Genomic DNA, 13532 nt, shown 5'->3' with positions numbered 1-13532 from the left:
GCGCGGGGACGGCCGCGTGCCTCGTAGGGGCGATCCGACTAGGCACTCGGTCAACGGCTATGGGATATGCGGTGGCGGCCACGGCTCCGCCGGTCGGGGGCCGGGTTGGTCTCGGGGCTGAAGTGGCCGGCCTGGCGGGCGATCCAGGCGTACTCGGTGCTGCCGTCGGGAAGGCGGCGCAGTTCCCAGCGGCCGTGGCGGGTGATGGGCGGCGGGGGCGGGGTGTCCTCAATGCGCAAGCTCGTGACCACGCCGACGACGACGGTCGTGATGGCGAGCGCGAGGAGGACGGCCAAGGCGGTGCCGACGAGGAAGCTGCTCATTGGGAGCGGGCGTGCCTCTCGGTGTCGCGGAGGAGATTGAGGAGGTTCAGGAGGGTCGAGACGGGCGCGTTGCCGAAGTCGACGAGGAGGCGGCCCTCGACGGTGGTGCCGTTGATGGCGGCCGATCCCCACTGGATGCCGAACGGGCGTCCCGCTTCGTGGAGTTCGCGGAGGAGCGCGGCGACCTCGGACTCGGTGTAGGTGCGGAGGACGGGGTCGTGGGGCGTGAGCGGGGCGGGGTGGTGGTCGTCTCTCACGCGGCGGCGTCCAGTTCGTACCAGACGACCTTGCCGTTCTTGGTGGGGTCGGCGCCGAAGCGGTGGGTGAGGGCGCGGACGAGGTGGAGGCCCCGGCCGGACACCTCGAAGGGGCCGGAGGAGAAGGGGGATTCGGGGAGCGTGGGGCTGTCGTCGCAGACGCACACGCGGAGGGTGCGGGGGAGGAGGGTGACGATGACCAGCGGCGCCTGGCAGTCGGCGTGTCGCCAGGCGTTGAAGTAGAGCTCGTGGAGTGCGAGTTCGGCGTCGTGAATGGTGTCCGGGTGCCAGCCGGAGGAGGTGAGGGCGCGACGCAGTTCTTTACGGGCGGCGGACCAGTCGGGCGGGTTGAAGGCACGCATAGGAGACCTCCGAGGAGGGGTGGAGTGAGGAGAAGCGGCGGCGGACGCGCCACCATCAGGCGGGGTGGACCGAAGCCGGCCGCTTTGCTGGGCAGGAAGACAGCAGGCATCGGCCGCCCGGATGAACGGGCGGTACTGACGATCCGTCGGATCGCTGTGAGAAAGACCATAGCCGAAAAGGCCTCTATTTATAGGTTGATGGAGGGAAGTTCCCTCTACCGTGTACTCCGAGCCGGGATGGACCTGCCCACTGCCAGCGCGGCACACTGATCCAGCACCGGTAGAGAGGACGTCATGGCCCTTCGCTCCAACCCGACTCTCCGTCAACGACGGCTCGGTGCCGAGCTGAGACGGATGCGTGAGCAGGCGGGCCTCGGCGGTAGCCAGCTCGCCCGAATCCTGGGCATCAGTCCTGCCCAGGTGAACCAGATGGAGATGGCGAAGATCGGCGTCAGTCCGGAACGTCTCCGACTGGTCGCTTCGGCGTGCAACTGCGCCAATGAGTCGCTGATCGACGTCTTGGCGCACATGGCGACGGAACGCGGCAAGGGGTGGTGGGAGGAGTTCCGCGGAGTTCTGACGACAGACTTCCTGGAAGTCGCCGAGCTTGAGGCCCATGCCACGCGGCTGACGTTCTGTACGACTGCCTACATGCCGGGCCTGCTCCAGACGAGCGCCTATGCGTCGGCGGTCTTCGCTCGGTTGTTTCCCCCACTTTCCTCGCACGAGATCGACACCAGGACCGCGTTTCGAATCAGGCGCCAGGAGATCGTCCGCTCCGGTGCCACCCCGCTGCGAACGTTCATCCACGAAGCTGCGCTGCGCATGCAGTTCGGCGGACCCAAGGTGCTCGTGGAGCAACTCGGGGCACTCCTGGCCGATGCCGAGCGGCCTGGGATCTCTGTACGCGTTGTGCCGTTCACCGTCGACACCTTCCCGGGTGCCGGCGAGAACCTCACCTTCGCCGAAGGCTCGATCCCTGAACTGGACACCATCGAGATAGATGTCTCCCAGGGTGCGTTGTTCCTCGATTCGCCAGCCGATCTGGCCAACCATCGAGCGATCTTCTCGCGCCTCGACTCCACGGCCCTCGCCGAAGATGAGTCACGCGAGTTCATCCTGGCTGTCATGAAGGAAGTGAAGCCCACCAATGTCTGAGTCCACGTGGCAGAAGTCCAGCTTCAGCGCTTCGAGCAACGAGTGTGTGGAGGTCCGTACGAGCAGTGGGCTGGTCGAACTCCGTGAGTCCGACGACGGCGAGGTCATCATCCGCACCACTCCCGATGCCTTCGCCGATCTCCTGCGCGCGATCAAGGCCGGTGAACTCGACCACCACGCGTGACCTTTGCGGCGCCTCGCTGTCTCGGAGCCAGGCGCCGCCTGCCCTCCCAGCCTCCCGCTCCTCACCTTCGGGGTCCTCTGAACTCCCGGGCGAAAGTAAGGCGCGCGCAGGAAGTCGACCGGTCCGACTTCCTGCGCGAGGTGGTGCCGGTCCTCCTGCCGCTCGATGTTCGAGCCGCTCAGGACTGCGTCTTGCCGGTACTGCCCGGCGTGCGGACGCCACCGCCACGCCTCCGGCGAAACGGTTCAGCGTCGGCGTAAAGGCGGGCGGACAGGCTCCGGCCGCTATTGGCGGCGGTCGGCGTCCAGGGGCAGGCCATCGTGCGCGTGGCCAGCCACCACGAGCGATCCGTGCTCGCCTCCTCAAGATCGGCCAGCCGTACGAGCGCGTGGCGGAGAAGGGCCGGCGGGAGCCGGCCTCGGCGTCTCACGGAGTGCTCAAGCATGTAGTGTCCGAGCCCCGCCGGCCAGATGAACTCGCCGTCGGTCAGTTCTGCGCTGCCGTTGGGGATCCCGCAGATGCGACACGACGAGACACCCATGAACCGGCGGGCAAGCTGCCCGCCCTCCAGACAGTCGAAGATCATCGAGCGTTCTGATTCGCTCCAGTCCGGATCGATCAGAGCTGACGGGTGCGGAAGGCCGGGCGACTCCGGCGAGTACCAGAACCCGAGTGCCTTGGGACGCATCGCCCAACAGAGCCTTTCGAGGCTTCGGCCCGGAGGCCACCGATCCGCCACCGACGTCATGGTGAGCAGGCAGACGGTGTCCGAGAGCCGACTCGCCCACCACCGGCAGGAGCTCGCACTCCGGCTGCGGGGAGAGTCGGGCGGGCCGACTTTCTAGGAGGGGGCTGTTCCGTCTTCGGCGGGTGCTGCGGCGGCGTCGAGGCGGCGGACGAGTTCGCGCAGGGCGCGGAGTTCGCGGTCCAGGGCGCGGGCGCCCTCGACGGTCAGGGCGACCCAGGTGCGCGGCCGGCGGCCGGCGTAGCCCTCGGTGACCGTGACCAGGCCGGAGTCCTCCAGGACCTTCAGGTGCCGGGACAGGTTGCCGTCGGTGAGGCCCAACTCCTGCTTGAGGAAGCCGAACTCCACGCTCTCGGCCTCGCGGGTGACGGTCAGGACGCCGAGCCGGACCCGCTGGTGGACGGTGTCGTCCGGGTCCAGGGTCGGGTGCGGCCGCTCGGCCGTGTCCTGGTCCGCGCCGCCGGTCGCGGCGGGCGCCTCCGCATCGTTCATGCCGTGGCGTGCCTGGCGACCGGCACCGCCAGCAGCGCGAGCGTGCCGAAGAGCAGCAGTGGCACTCCCGAACCGCTCAGCCGGGTGCGGGTCCGCGCCCGCAGCCCTTCCGCGTCGGCCAGCAACCGCGCCGGGTCGTTCGTCGTGACCGTGTCGACCGTGTCGACCGTGCTGATCGGTTCCATGCGCCACCCCTCGTTCGCATCCACCGCGCCGACTGCGCGGGTGGGATCCCCCCGGTGAATGAACTTCGCATCGCAAAGTAGATGGCGGTCAAGAGTTCACGTTGATCCAAAGCTCAAGGGTGCCCGAGAAGGAGAAGGGGCCCGCCGCGAGGTGCGGCGGGCCCCTTCCGGGTGGGTCAGCGGGTGGCGGCCAGGGCCTCCAGCAGGCGGTCCAGGGAGGTGCCGAGGCCCCAGCGGGCCGCGAGGTCCTCCAGGGTCATCGGGTCGAGCGGCTCCGAGGGGAGGGCGGGGTCGAACGCCGGGAGCGGGGCGTCGGTGGCGACCCGCACCACGGTCGGGGCGACGTCCAGGTAGGCGGAGCCCTCGACCAGGTTGCGCCGCCGGGCCGGGGTCAGCCGCGAGCCCACGTCCAGCGCGGCGGCGCGGATGCCGGCCAGGTCGCCGTACTCGTGGATCAGCTGGGCGGCGGTCTTCTCGCCGATGCCCTTGACGCCCGGCAGGCCGTCGCTGGCGTCGCCGCGCAGAGCGGCCATGTCCGCGTACCGGTCGCCGCGCACGCCGTACTTCTCCTGCAGCAGGGCGTCGTCGGTGACCTGGAGGTTGCCCATGCCCTTGACCGGATAGAGCACGGTGATCGCGCGGGCGTCGTCCACCAGCTGGAACAGGTCGCGGTCGCCGGTGACGATCTGGACCGGGCCGGTGGCGCCGGCGGTGAGGGTGCCGATCACGTCGTCGGCCTCGTAGCCGGGGGAGCCGACCCGGGCGATGCCGAGCGCGTCCAGGACCTGCTCGATCACCGGGACCTGCGGGGAGAGGTTGTCCGGCACCTCCTCCTCGCCGTTCTCGGCCGCCTCGGCGAGCCGGTGCGTCTTGTAGGAGGGGATCAGGTCCACCCGCCACTGCGGGCGCCAGTCGGCGTCCATGCAGGCGACCAGCTGGTCGGGCCGGTGGTCGTGGACCAGCCGGGCGATGAAGTCCAGCAGGCCCCGGACGGCGTTGACCGGCTCACCCTGCGGCGAGCGCAGGGTGTCCGGTACGCCGAAGAAGGCCCGGAAGTAGAGGCTGGCGGAGTCGAGCAGCATCAGGCGGGGTGCGGTCACGCCTCCGATCATGCCGTACCGGGCGGACAGCCGGCCGGTACCGGTGCGCGCCGGTCGGTGCGCACCGGCGGGAGCCGGCGGCGGGGCGGGTCCGGGCGGGCGGGGTGCCGGACCGGCTCAGTGCTTGTGCGGACCGGCGCGGTGGACGGGGCCGTGCGCGTCCGCGCAGTGCTCGGGGACCGGACCGCCGGGGGTGGTGATCTGGAGCAGTGCGCCCGCCTCGTCCTCGCCGACGTGGTCGACCTGGAGGGTGCTGTGCGAGATCCCGTACTCCTTGGAGAGCTTGCGCTGCAGCTCGCGGCGGACGGCGTGGCAGTCGCCGCCGGGGGTGACGAGGATGTGCGCGGACAGGGCCGGCTGGTTGGAGGTGATCTCCCAGATGTGCAGGTCGTGGATCTCCTCGACCAGCGGCTGGGTGACCAGCCGGTCCGCCACCGCGTCCGGGTCGATGCCGGCCGGGGCGGCTTCGAGGAAGATCCGCCCGGAGTCGCGGACCAGGCCGATGCCGGCCTTGAGCATCAGCGCCACCACGATCAGCGAGGCGATCGAGTCGGCGCGGACGAAGCCGGTGGTCACCACGATCAGGCCGGCGACGGCGGTCGCGATGAACGCGTAGAGGTCGGTGAGCACGTGCTGGAAGGCGCCCTCGACGTTGAGCGAGCTGCGGTTGGCCTTGGACATGCACCAGGTGGCGGCGATGTTCACGACGATTCCGACCAGCGCGGTGACCAGCACCAGCGAGCCGGCTACCTCCGGGGGCTCGAACAGCCGGGTGATCGCCTCGTAGCCGAGCCAGGCGGAGAGGATCAGCAGCGTCACGCCGTTGGCCTGGGCGGAGAGGATCTCCGCGCGCTTGAGCCCGTAGGTGTAGCCGCCCCGGGCCGGGCGGGCGGAGAGCCGCATGGCGATCAGGGCGAGCACGATCGAGGCGGCGTCGGTGAGCATGTGCGCGGCGTCCGAGATCAGCGCCAGCGAGTGGGCGGCGAAGCCGACCACCACCTCCCCGGCCATGAACACCACGATCAGTACGAGTGCGCTGACCAGCCAACGGCGGTCCGCGTCCGCGGCCACGCCGTGCGAGTGGCCGCCGTGGCCGCCGTGGGTGTGGCCGCCGTGCGCCTGCTTGTGGTCATGAGCATGATCATCATAGTGCTCGTGCCCGGCCATCGAAGTCCTCTCCTGGACGTGCGGGGGTGGGGGGAAGGGGGCGCGACTGCCCTGCATCCGAAGTGAACCTCAGATCGAACGAAGATCCAAAGGCTGCATTGGAGACCGTTGTCATTGCCGTGCCGTAACCCCCGTCCGGTATCGTCGCGCCGCCGTCTAACGGGGGAGTCGCACATGGGCGTGACCGGCCGGGTGAGCCTGGGTGAGATAGCCCGGGAGTGGGGACGGATCGGGGTGCTCGGCTTCGGCGGACCGCCCGCACACATTCTGCTGCTGCGGCGGCTCTGCGTGGAGCGGCGCGGATGGCTGACGCCGACCGAGTTCGAGGACGGCATCGCGGCGACCAATCTGCTGCCCGGGCCGGCCTCCACCCAGTTGGCCGTACTCACCGCCGGCCGGCTGCGCGGCACCCCCGGCGCGCTGGTCGGCGGGGTCTGCTTCATCGCGCCGGGACTCGTGCTGATCCTGGTGCTCGCGGCGCTCCTCCTGGCCGGCGACCCGCCGCTCGCGGTGCTCGGCGCGGCGGCCGGTGCCGGCGCGGCCGTTCCGGCGGTCGCCGTGCAGGCCGCGACCTCGCTGGTCCCGGGCAGCTTCGCCCGGGCCGGGCGGGAGCGGGCCGCCCGCACCCGCTGGGCCGGGTACGCGGCGGCGGGCGCGGCGGCCGCGATCGTCACCGGGCCCTGGCTGGTGCTGGTCCTGATCGCGGCGGGGCTGGCCGAGGCGGCGCTGCGCGGACGGCCGGACCGGCTGTCCGGCGACCGGCCGTCCGGCGACCGGCCGTCCGGCCCGGCCGCCGCGCTGCCGCTGGCCGTCGGGCTGCCCGCGCTCGGCGGACTGGGCGCCGTGGCCTGGGTGGCGTTCAAGGTGGGGGCGCTCTCCTACGGGGGCGGCTTCGTGATCATCCCGTTGATGCGGGACGACGCGGTCAACCGCTACCACTGGATGACGGACGGACAGTTCCTCAACGCCGTCGCCCTCGGCCAGGTCACCCCCGGCCCGGTGGTGCAGACCGTCGCGGTGGTCGGCTACGCGGCCGCCGGGCTCGTCGGTGGGCTGCTGGCGGCGGCGGTCGCCTTCGCGCCGTCGTTCCTCTTCGTGATCGTCGGCGGACGCCACTTCGACCGGCTCCGCGCCGACCGGCGGGTGCAGGACTTCCTCACCGGCGCGGGGCCGGCCGTGATCGGCGCCATCGCCGGATCGGCCGTGCCGCTCGCCGCCGCGCTGGGTCACGTCTGGCAGTGGGGGGTCCTGGCCGGGGCGCTGCTCTGGCTGGTCGCGGCCCGGCGCGGCGTGGTGCTCACCCTGCTGGCCGCCGGAGCGGCCGGCGTGCTGGCGGCGGTCGCCGATCTGCCAGTGGCGTGAACCCTCCCGAGGGGGCTCACCCGACCGGGTGACGCCGGTTTGCGCGCCCCCGTGCGCCTGCGCAACGATCGGCGCCCGTGAAGATCACTACGGCGGAGGCCGTCCACTGGCTCGTCGAACTGGAGCCCATCGCCGCCGATCTGATGAACCGTCACCTCGCAGCGGCGCGCGAGTGGTTCCCGCACCAGTACGTGCCGTGGAGCCTCGGGCGGGATTTCGACGGGCCGCTCGACGGTGAACCCTGGCGGGCCGAGCACTCCACGCTCGCCCCGGCCGTCCGCTCCGCCCTGGTGGTCAACCTGCTGACCGAGGACAACCTCCCCGGCTACCACTGGACCATCGCCGCGCAGACCTCCCGCGACGGAGCCTGGGGGGCCTGGCTGCACCACTGGACCGCCGAGGAGGACCGGCACGCCGTCGCCATCCGCGCCTACCTGCACGCCTCCCGCGCCGTCGACCCGATCGCGCTGGAGCGGGCCCGGATGGCCCAGGTCGCCACCGGCACCCTCCCCGAACCGGACGGCGTGCTCGGCCTGGTCGCCTACGCGGCGGTGCAGGAGCTCGCCACCCGGGTCAGCCACCGCAACACCGGCCGGCTCAGCGGCGACCCGGTCTGCGACCGGCTGCTCACCCGGGTCGCCCAGGACGAGAACCTGCACATGGTCTTCTACCGCGAACTGCTGCGGGCCGCCCTGGCGTCGGACCCGGATCAGGTCCTGGTCACCCTCGACGCGACCGTCCGCGGCTTCGCGATGCCCGGCCAGGGCATGCCCGGCTTCGCCCGGCTGGCCGGCGAGATCGCCGTCGCGGGCGTGTACGACCTGCGGGTCCACCACGACGAGGTGCTCGTCCCGCTGCTCCGCTCGCTCAAGGTCCTCGAACTGACGGGACTCGGCCCCGCCGGCGAGCAGGCGCGCGAACGGCTCGCCGGGTACCTGGAGCACCTCGACGCCAGGGCCTCCCGGTTCGTCGAGCGCCGGGACCGGGCGCTCGACGTCCGGGCCCGGCGCGAGCAGGCCGCCACGGCCTGAAGCGCCCCGCGGCGCCGCCGTCCCGCGGCCCTGCCGCTCCGCACCGCCGTCCCGCGGCGTCCGCCCCGAAGCGCCGCCGACCCGCGTCGCCCTTCCCGGTGCCGCCGACCCGCGTCGCCTCGCGCGGGCCGTCCGGTACCGCCCGCCCGTTCCCCGAACAGGAGAGGTATGACCACCACCACTGTCGGCACCACCACCGTCGGCACCAGCGCCGCCGACATCGAGTTCCACTACGACCTCGGCAATGACTTCTACGCCCTCTGGCTCGACGAGACGCTCAGCTACTCCGCCGCCGTCTGGGACGGCATCGCCCCCGGCGAGCCCGACACCACCGCCCTGCCCCGCGCCCAGCGGGCCAAGCTCGACCTGCACCTCGACCTGGCCGGCGCCGCCTCCGACGCCGGGTTCCGCCTGCTCGACGTCGGCTGCGGCTGGGGCGGCCTGCTCACCCACGCCGTCCTCACCGGCCGGGCCGGCGAGGCCACCGGGCTCACCCTCTCCCGCGCCCAGCACGCCCACGTACGGGGGCTCGCGCTCCCCGGCGTCGACGTCCGGTTGGAGAGCTGGGACGGCCACCGCCCCGAGCGGCCCTACGACGGGATCGTCTCGATCGGTGCCTTCGAGCACTTCGCCACCGCCGACATGGACGCCGCCGGACGGCTCGCCGCCTACCGCGGCTACTTCGAACGCTGCCACGGCTGGCTGCGCCCCGGCGCCCGGATGTCGTTGCAGACCATCGCCTACGACGGCGTGGCCGGCGGCGACGGTCCGGTCGGCTCGTTCGTCGCGGCCGAGGTCTTCCCCGGTGCGGCGCTGCCCCGGCTCGGCGAGATCGTCACCGCCGGGGACCCGTACTTCGCGGTGACCGCCGTCCGGGCCTCCGCCGAGGACTACGCCCGCACCCTGGGCGCCTGGTCCGCCCGGCTGCTGCGGGCCCGCGCCGAGGCGGAGGCACTGGTCGGCCCGGACGGTTTCCGCCGCTACCGCCGCTACCTGCGGGCCTGCGAGGTCACCTTCCTGCGCGGCGCCGCCACGCTCTACCGGATCGGCTTCCGGCGGCGCGACGAACCGCTCCGGCTGCCGGTCTGAGGCCCGGGTGGACCCCTCGAACGGCCCGGTTGCCCGGCCGCGGGCGTGGGCGGCGGTGGCCGTCGTCTGCGCCGCCCTCTTCCTCCTCGGGCTCGACTTCACCGTCCTCAACGTGGCGATCCCGAGCCTGCGGGACGATCTCCGGCCGACTCTGGCCGAGACCCAGTGGATCGTCGACGGTTACGCGCTCGCGCTGGGCGGCTGCGTGCTCGCCGCCGGCGCGCTCGGCGACCGGTACGGCCGGCGGCGGGCCTTCGCGACCGGACTCGCCGTCTGCGCGCTCGCCTCGGCGGCCGGTGCGCTCGTCGACGGCCCGGCCGGACTCGTCGCCGCACGCTGCGCGATGGGCGTCGGCGCGGCACTGTTCATGCCCTCGACGCTCTCCACCGTGGTGCACGTCCTGCCCGCGGCGGCCGACCGGCGGCGGGCGATCGGGATCTGGGCGGCGGTGGCCGGCGTCGGCGCGCTGTTCGGTCCGGTGGTCGGCGGCCGGCTGGTCGAACAGCACGGCTGGCAGGCCGCGTTCTGGCTCAACGTCCCCGTGGTGGCGGCGATCCTGGTGGTCACCCCGGTGATCCCCGAGTCGCGCGATCCGGAGGCCCGGCCGCTGGACCGGCTCGGCGCACTGCTCTCCTGCGCCGCTCTGCTCACCCTCGTGTGGGGGATCATCGAGGCGCCCGGACGCGGCTGGACCAGCCCCGAGGTGCTTGCCGCCCTCGCCGCCGCCACGCTGCTGCTCGGCCTCTTCGTGCTGCGCCAACTCCGCTGCGCCGCACCGATGGTGCCGGTCCGGCTGCTGCGCGACGGGCCGGTCTGGCCGGCCACGGTCTGCCTGGCGCTGATGTCCTTCGCGATGTTCGGCGCGATGTTCCTGCTGACCCTCTACCTCCAGCAGGTCCGGGGCCTCTCGGCCTGGCAGGCCGGCCTGCGGATGGTCCCGCTCTCGCTGGGGCTGGCCGTCGGGGCCGTCCTCGGCCCGGTGGTCGCCCGGTACGCCGGCGCGCGCGTCCCGGTCGCGGCCGGGCAACTGCTGATCGCCGCCGGATTCGTTCAACTCGGCCGTCTCGGCGTGGAGTCCGGGGACGCGCCGGTGTTCGTCTTCGAGGCGGTCTCCGGTTTCGGCGCCGGGCTGATGGCGCCGGTCGCCACCGAGCTGGTGATGAGCGCGGTGCCGGCCGCCATGGCCGGGGTCGGATCGGCCCTCAACGACGCCACCCGGCAGGTCGGTTCGACCCTCGGCGTGGCGGTGCTCGGCTCCGTGCTGGCCACCGCCGCGGCCGATGCGGCGACCGGCGACCGTATCGCGTTCACCACCGGGCTCACCGCGGCGGCGCAGGTCGGCGGGGCCGTCGCCGCGGCGGGCGTCCTGCTCGCCTGGTTCCGTCTGCCCGCCCGCCTCCCCGTCCCGCAGCCTGCCGCGCGGCCCGTCCTTCAGGCCGTCCCACAGGCCGTCCTGCCGCCCGTCCTCGCCCCCGAACCGGACCGAACGGCCCGGCCGTTCGCACCGTCCGCCACTGAAAGGAACGTCCCATGAACGACAGCTTCACCGTCCTGCGTGCCTGCCTGGTCGAGGAGTTCGAGGTGCCGGCCGCCCTCGTCACGCCCGAGGCCACGCTGGCCTCGCTGTCGCTCGACAGTCTCGCGCTGGTCGAACTCTCCCTGCTGGTCGAGGAGCGGATCGGCGTCACCGTCCGCGACATCCGGCCGGACTCCACGCTCGGCGAACTGCTCGCCCACGCCGGTGCCGCCCCGGCCGAGGTCGATGGCCCGGGCGCCGTTCCGGTCGCCGGCCGGGGTGCCGCTGCGGGTGCCGCACCGGGCGCCCTTCCGGCTCCCGGTGCCGCCCCGCTCGTCGGTGTCGATCTGACCGCGGGCGCCGTCAGTTGAGCGCCCACACGGTGGCCGACCGGGCGGTGGCGGTGACCGGGCTCGGCCTGGTCACCCCCGCCGGCTTCGGCGTGGCGGCCGGCTGGGACCACCTGCTCGGCGGAGCGCCGACCGCCCGGCGCGACCCGCTCCTCGCCGGGCTGAACGTCGACTTCTCCTGCCGGGCCGACGGCTTCGACCCGGTCGCCCTGCTCGGCGGCCGGCTGGTCCGGCGGCTCGACCGGTTCGCCCAACTCGCCGTCCTGGCCGCCCGGGAGGCCGTCGCCGACGCCGACCTCGACCCGGCCGACTGGAACCCGGACCGGGTCGGGGTGGTGCTGGGGGTGAGCGCCAGCAGCACGGACACCCACGCGGTCGAGTACGGGCGGCTCGCGGACGGCCGGCCCGGCCTGGTCTCTCCGCTGATGGCACCGCGCTCCATCCCCAACATGGCCGCCGGCGAGGTCGGCCTCGACCTCGGGGCCCGGGGGCCCAACCTGGTCACCAGCACGGCCTGTGCCTCCGGCACCACCGCCCTCGGCGTCGCCTGCGACCTGCTCCGGGCTGGCTCCTGCGACGTGGTGCTGGCCGGCGGCACGGAGAGCGGCCGGGCGCCCATGGTGGCGACCTCCTTCGACCGGCTCGGCGCGCTCTCCCGCCGCCGGCACGACCCGGCCGGGGCCTCCCGGCCCTTCGACGCCGACCGGGACGGCTTCGTGCTCGGCGAGGGCGCGGGCCTCCTGGTGCTGGAACGCGCCGCGGACGCCCGGGCCCGTGGCGTCCGCCCGCGCGCCTACCTGGCCGGCCACGGTTCCACCGCCGACGCCCACCACTTCACCGCGCCCCGCCCGGACGGCGCGGGTCTGGCCCGCGCCGTCCGGATCGCACTCGCCGACGCCGGGCTGGCGCCGCACGAGATCGGCCACGTCAACACGCACGGCACCGGCACCACGCTCAACGACCTGGCCGAGGCCGCCGCCCTGCGGCAGGTCTTCCGCCGGCCGCCCCCGGTCACGGCGGTCAAGAGTGTGATCGGCCACTGCCTGGGCGCGGCGGGCGCGATCGAGGCGGCCGTCACCGTCCTCACCCTCCAGTACGGGCTGATCCCGCCCACCGCCAACCTCGACCGGCTGGACGAGGCGATCGACCTCGACGTGGTCACCAAGAGGCCGAGGCGCGTCCAGCTCCAGGCCGCCGTCTCGGTGTCCAGCGGCTTCGGCGGCCAGAACGCGGCCGTCGTCCTGACCTCCGCCTGACACGCCCCCGTCCGCCTGCCCCGGGAGTCCCACCATGCCCGCCCCGACCACCCGCTCCGCCCCGGAAACCCCGTCCACCCCCGCGGCCCGCCGCCCCCTGCTCCGCGCCCGGCTCGCCGCCTCCCGGCTCTACGGCCGGCTGCTGATGCGCCGCCCGCCCGCCGACTGGTCGGCCCCGCACGCCGACGGCCGCTACGGCCCGGCCGAACCCGCGGACGAGCGGCCGGTCACCCTGCTGATGCTCGGCGACTCCCTCGCCCGGAGCTTCGGCGCCGACCGCCCCGAGGAGACGCTCGGGGCCCGGCTCGCCCAGGCGCTCGGCGACCGGCTGGACCGGCCCGTCGACCTGCGCGTCCTCGCCCGGGTCGGTGCCACCACGACCGGCCTGCGCCGGCAGACCGCCCGGGCGGCGCGCCTGCGGCCCGGGCTCGCGGTGGTGATCGTCGGCGGCAACGACGCCCTCCTCCCGCTGCCGATCGGCCGGTCCGCCCGTCTGTTCGCCCTGCTGCTCGGGCGGCTCCGCGAGACCGGCTGGCAGCCGGTCGTGGTGCCGTGCCCCGACCCCGGCCACGCGCCCGGCTTCCGTGCCCCCGCCCGACTGGTCGGCGGGCACCGTTCCCGGCGCCTCGCCCGCCGGCAGGCCCGCGCCGCCGAGCGCGCCGGGACGCCGCTGGCCCCGTCCTCCGGGCCCGAGTTCCAGGACCGGGCCGAGCTGCTCCTCGCCCCCGACGGCGTCCACCCGAGCTCCCGGGGCTACGCCGAGCACGCCGCCCGCATGCTCCCCGCGCTTCTCGACGCCGCCTCCCGACTGCCCGCCGAGTCGGCACCCGCCGAACCGGTGTCCGCCGTGGCCGCGGGTACCTCGGCGGCGCCCACCGCCTGAGCGCCCACCGAACACGGCCCGCCCGCCCCCCCCCCCCCCCCGCCGGGGGGGCGCCGCCCCCCCCCCCCCGGG

At 73.8% G+C, this 13532-nt stretch carries 17 protein-coding genes; 9 read left to right on the top strand and 8 right to left on the bottom strand.

Features of this window, described 5'->3' with window-relative positions:
* Nucleotides 1-50: 50 nt before the first annotated feature.
* The 3 genes from ACFWOG_RS33395 to ACFWOG_RS33385 are packed head-to-tail and all read right to left on the bottom strand — an operon-like array spanning nucleotide 51 to nucleotide 942.
* The gene (locus ACFWOG_RS33395; RefSeq protein WP_355402256.1) at nucleotides 51-323 is read right to left on the bottom strand and encodes a hypothetical protein; all 273 of its coding nucleotides are present in this window, start codon (nucleotides 321-323) and stop codon (nucleotides 51-53) included.
* Nucleotides 320-580, bottom strand: a complete 261-nt coding sequence (locus ACFWOG_RS33390) for a hypothetical protein (RefSeq protein ID WP_380362931.1) — start codon at nucleotides 578-580, stop codon at nucleotides 320-322. The genes ACFWOG_RS33395 and ACFWOG_RS33390 overlap by 4 nt, the downstream gene beginning before the upstream one ends.
* Nucleotides 577-942, bottom strand: coding sequence for an ATP-binding protein (locus ACFWOG_RS33385; RefSeq protein WP_380362929.1), 366 nt, complete (start codon nucleotides 940-942; stop codon nucleotides 577-579). Before ACFWOG_RS33385 ends, ACFWOG_RS33390 begins: the two co-directional genes overlap by 4 nt.
* A gap of 294 nt (nucleotides 943-1236) precedes the next feature.
* Between ACFWOG_RS33385 and ACFWOG_RS33380 the strand changes: the two genes are divergently transcribed.
* Both ACFWOG_RS33380 and ACFWOG_RS33375 read left to right on the top strand, forming a co-directional pair.
* A complete protein-coding gene (locus ACFWOG_RS33380; RefSeq protein ID WP_329882364.1) occupies nucleotides 1237-2100 on the top strand; it encodes a helix-turn-helix transcriptional regulator in 864 nt (287 codons plus the stop codon).
* Entirely contained in the window at nucleotides 2093-2284 is a 192-nt protein-coding gene (locus ACFWOG_RS33375) for a DUF397 domain-containing protein (RefSeq protein WP_329882362.1), read from the top strand. The genes ACFWOG_RS33380 and ACFWOG_RS33375 overlap by 8 nt, the downstream gene beginning before the upstream one ends.
* A 178-nt stretch (nucleotides 2285-2462) precedes the next feature.
* On the opposite strand, the gene ACFWOG_RS33370 is transcribed toward ACFWOG_RS33375, so the two are convergent.
* The 5 genes from ACFWOG_RS33370 to ACFWOG_RS33350 form a co-directional block, all read right to left on the bottom strand.
* On the bottom strand, nucleotides 2463-2972 hold the full coding sequence (locus tag ACFWOG_RS33370) for a hypothetical protein (RefSeq protein WP_380362927.1): 510 nt from the start codon (nucleotides 2970-2972) through the stop codon (nucleotides 2463-2465).
* Nucleotides 2973-3125: 153 nt separating this feature from the next.
* Nucleotides 3126-3521 (bottom strand): transcriptional regulator, encoded by a 396-nt coding sequence (locus ACFWOG_RS33365; RefSeq protein WP_380362925.1) that lies wholly within the window; start codon nucleotides 3519-3521, stop codon nucleotides 3126-3128.
* Complete coding sequence (locus tag ACFWOG_RS33360) at nucleotides 3518-3706, bottom strand: hypothetical protein (RefSeq protein ID WP_380362923.1); 189 nt, start codon at nucleotides 3704-3706, stop codon at nucleotides 3518-3520. Before ACFWOG_RS33360 ends, ACFWOG_RS33365 begins: the two co-directional genes overlap by 4 nt.
* 176 nt (nucleotides 3707-3882) lie before the next feature.
* A complete protein-coding gene (locus ACFWOG_RS33355) occupies nucleotides 3883-4818 on the bottom strand; it encodes a 5'-3' exonuclease (protein WP_329949781.1) in 936 nt (311 codons plus the stop codon).
* 105 nt (nucleotides 4819-4923) lie between these two features.
* The gene (locus ACFWOG_RS33350) at nucleotides 4924-5973 is read right to left on the bottom strand and encodes a cation diffusion facilitator family transporter (protein WP_329949782.1); all 1050 of its coding nucleotides are present in this window, start codon (nucleotides 5971-5973) and stop codon (nucleotides 4924-4926) included.
* A gap of 174 nt (nucleotides 5974-6147) precedes the next feature.
* Between ACFWOG_RS33350 and chrA the strand changes: the two genes are divergently transcribed.
* The 7 genes from chrA (at nucleotide 6148) to ACFWOG_RS33315 (ending at nucleotide 13460) form a co-directional block, all read left to right on the top strand.
* On the top strand, nucleotides 6148-7335 hold the full coding sequence (gene chrA / locus ACFWOG_RS33345; RefSeq protein ID WP_380362920.1) for a chromate efflux transporter: 1188 nt from the start codon (nucleotides 6148-6150) through the stop codon (nucleotides 7333-7335).
* Nucleotides 7336-7412: 77 nt separating this feature from the next.
* Complete coding sequence (locus tag ACFWOG_RS33340) at nucleotides 7413-8366, top strand: acyl-ACP desaturase (protein WP_380362918.1); 954 nt, start codon at nucleotides 7413-7415, stop codon at nucleotides 8364-8366.
* Nucleotides 8367-8534: 168 nt separating this feature from the next.
* The gene (locus tag ACFWOG_RS33335) at nucleotides 8535-9455 is read left to right on the top strand and encodes a class I SAM-dependent methyltransferase (RefSeq protein ID WP_380362916.1); all 921 of its coding nucleotides are present in this window, start codon (nucleotides 8535-8537) and stop codon (nucleotides 9453-9455) included.
* A 7-nt stretch (nucleotides 9456-9462) separates the two neighbouring features.
* The gene (locus tag ACFWOG_RS33330; RefSeq protein WP_380362914.1) at nucleotides 9463-10989 is read left to right on the top strand and encodes an MFS transporter; all 1527 of its coding nucleotides are present in this window, start codon (nucleotides 9463-9465) and stop codon (nucleotides 10987-10989) included.
* Nucleotides 10986-11342 carry a phosphopantetheine-binding protein gene (locus ACFWOG_RS33325; protein ID WP_329949787.1) on the top strand — a complete coding sequence of 119 codons (357 nt, stop codon included), beginning with the start codon at nucleotides 10986-10988 and terminating at the stop codon, nucleotides 11340-11342. The genes ACFWOG_RS33330 and ACFWOG_RS33325 overlap by 4 nt, the downstream gene beginning before the upstream one ends.
* A complete protein-coding gene (locus tag ACFWOG_RS33320) occupies nucleotides 11339-12577 on the top strand; it encodes a beta-ketoacyl-[acyl-carrier-protein] synthase family protein (RefSeq protein ID WP_380362912.1) in 1239 nt (412 codons plus the stop codon). Before ACFWOG_RS33325 ends, ACFWOG_RS33320 begins: the two co-directional genes overlap by 4 nt.
* A 34-nt stretch (nucleotides 12578-12611) precedes the next feature.
* Nucleotides 12612-13460: a GDSL-type esterase/lipase family protein gene (locus ACFWOG_RS33315; RefSeq protein ID WP_380362910.1), complete on the top strand. Its 849-nt coding sequence runs from the start codon at nucleotides 12612-12614 to the stop codon at nucleotides 13458-13460.
* Nucleotides 13461-13532 lie beyond the last annotated feature (72 nt).

This window comes from Kitasatospora sp. NPDC058406, from assembly GCF_042722765.1.
GTDB lineage: Bacteria > Actinomycetota > Actinomycetes > Streptomycetales > Streptomycetaceae > Kitasatospora.
This window is presented reverse-complemented; position numbering and strand designations above follow the sequence as displayed.

Excerpts from the sequence above, each read along its gene's own strand:
- ACFWOG_RS33360 (WP_380362923.1), bottom strand. The coding sequence starts at position 3,706 with ATGGAACCGATCAGCACGGTCGACACGGTCGACACGGTCACGACGAAC.
- ACFWOG_RS33395 (WP_355402256.1), bottom strand. The coding sequence starts at position 323 with ATGAGCAGCTTCCTCGTCGGCACCGCCTTGGCCGTCCTCCTCGCGCTC.
- ACFWOG_RS33365 (WP_380362925.1), bottom strand. The coding sequence starts at position 3,521 with ATGAACGATGCGGAGGCGCCCGCCGCGACCGGCGGCGCGGACCAGGAC.
- ACFWOG_RS33335 (WP_380362916.1), top strand. The coding sequence starts at position 8,535 with ATGACCACCACCACTGTCGGCACCACCACCGTCGGCACCAGCGCCGCC.
- ACFWOG_RS33385 (WP_380362929.1), bottom strand. The coding sequence starts at position 942 with ATGCGTGCCTTCAACCCGCCCGACTGGTCCGCCGCCCGTAAAGAACTG.
- ACFWOG_RS33375 (WP_329882362.1), top strand. The coding sequence starts at position 2,093 with ATGTCTGAGTCCACGTGGCAGAAGTCCAGCTTCAGCGCTTCGAGCAAC.
- ACFWOG_RS33315 (WP_380362910.1), top strand. The coding sequence starts at position 12,612 with ATGCCCGCCCCGACCACCCGCTCCGCCCCGGAAACCCCGTCCACCCCC.
- ACFWOG_RS33380 (WP_329882364.1), top strand. The coding sequence starts at position 1,237 with ATGGCCCTTCGCTCCAACCCGACTCTCCGTCAACGACGGCTCGGTGCC.
- ACFWOG_RS33325 (WP_329949787.1), top strand. The coding sequence starts at position 10,986 with ATGAACGACAGCTTCACCGTCCTGCGTGCCTGCCTGGTCGAGGAGTTC.
- ACFWOG_RS33355 (WP_329949781.1), bottom strand. The coding sequence starts at position 4,818 with ATGATCGGAGGCGTGACCGCACCCCGCCTGATGCTGCTCGACTCCGCC.
- chrA (WP_380362920.1), top strand. The coding sequence starts at position 6,148 with ATGGGCGTGACCGGCCGGGTGAGCCTGGGTGAGATAGCCCGGGAGTGG.
- ACFWOG_RS33370 (WP_380362927.1), bottom strand. The coding sequence starts at position 2,972 with ATGCGTCCCAAGGCACTCGGGTTCTGGTACTCGCCGGAGTCGCCCGGC.
- ACFWOG_RS33350 (WP_329949782.1), bottom strand. The coding sequence starts at position 5,973 with ATGGCCGGGCACGAGCACTATGATGATCATGCTCATGACCACAAGCAG.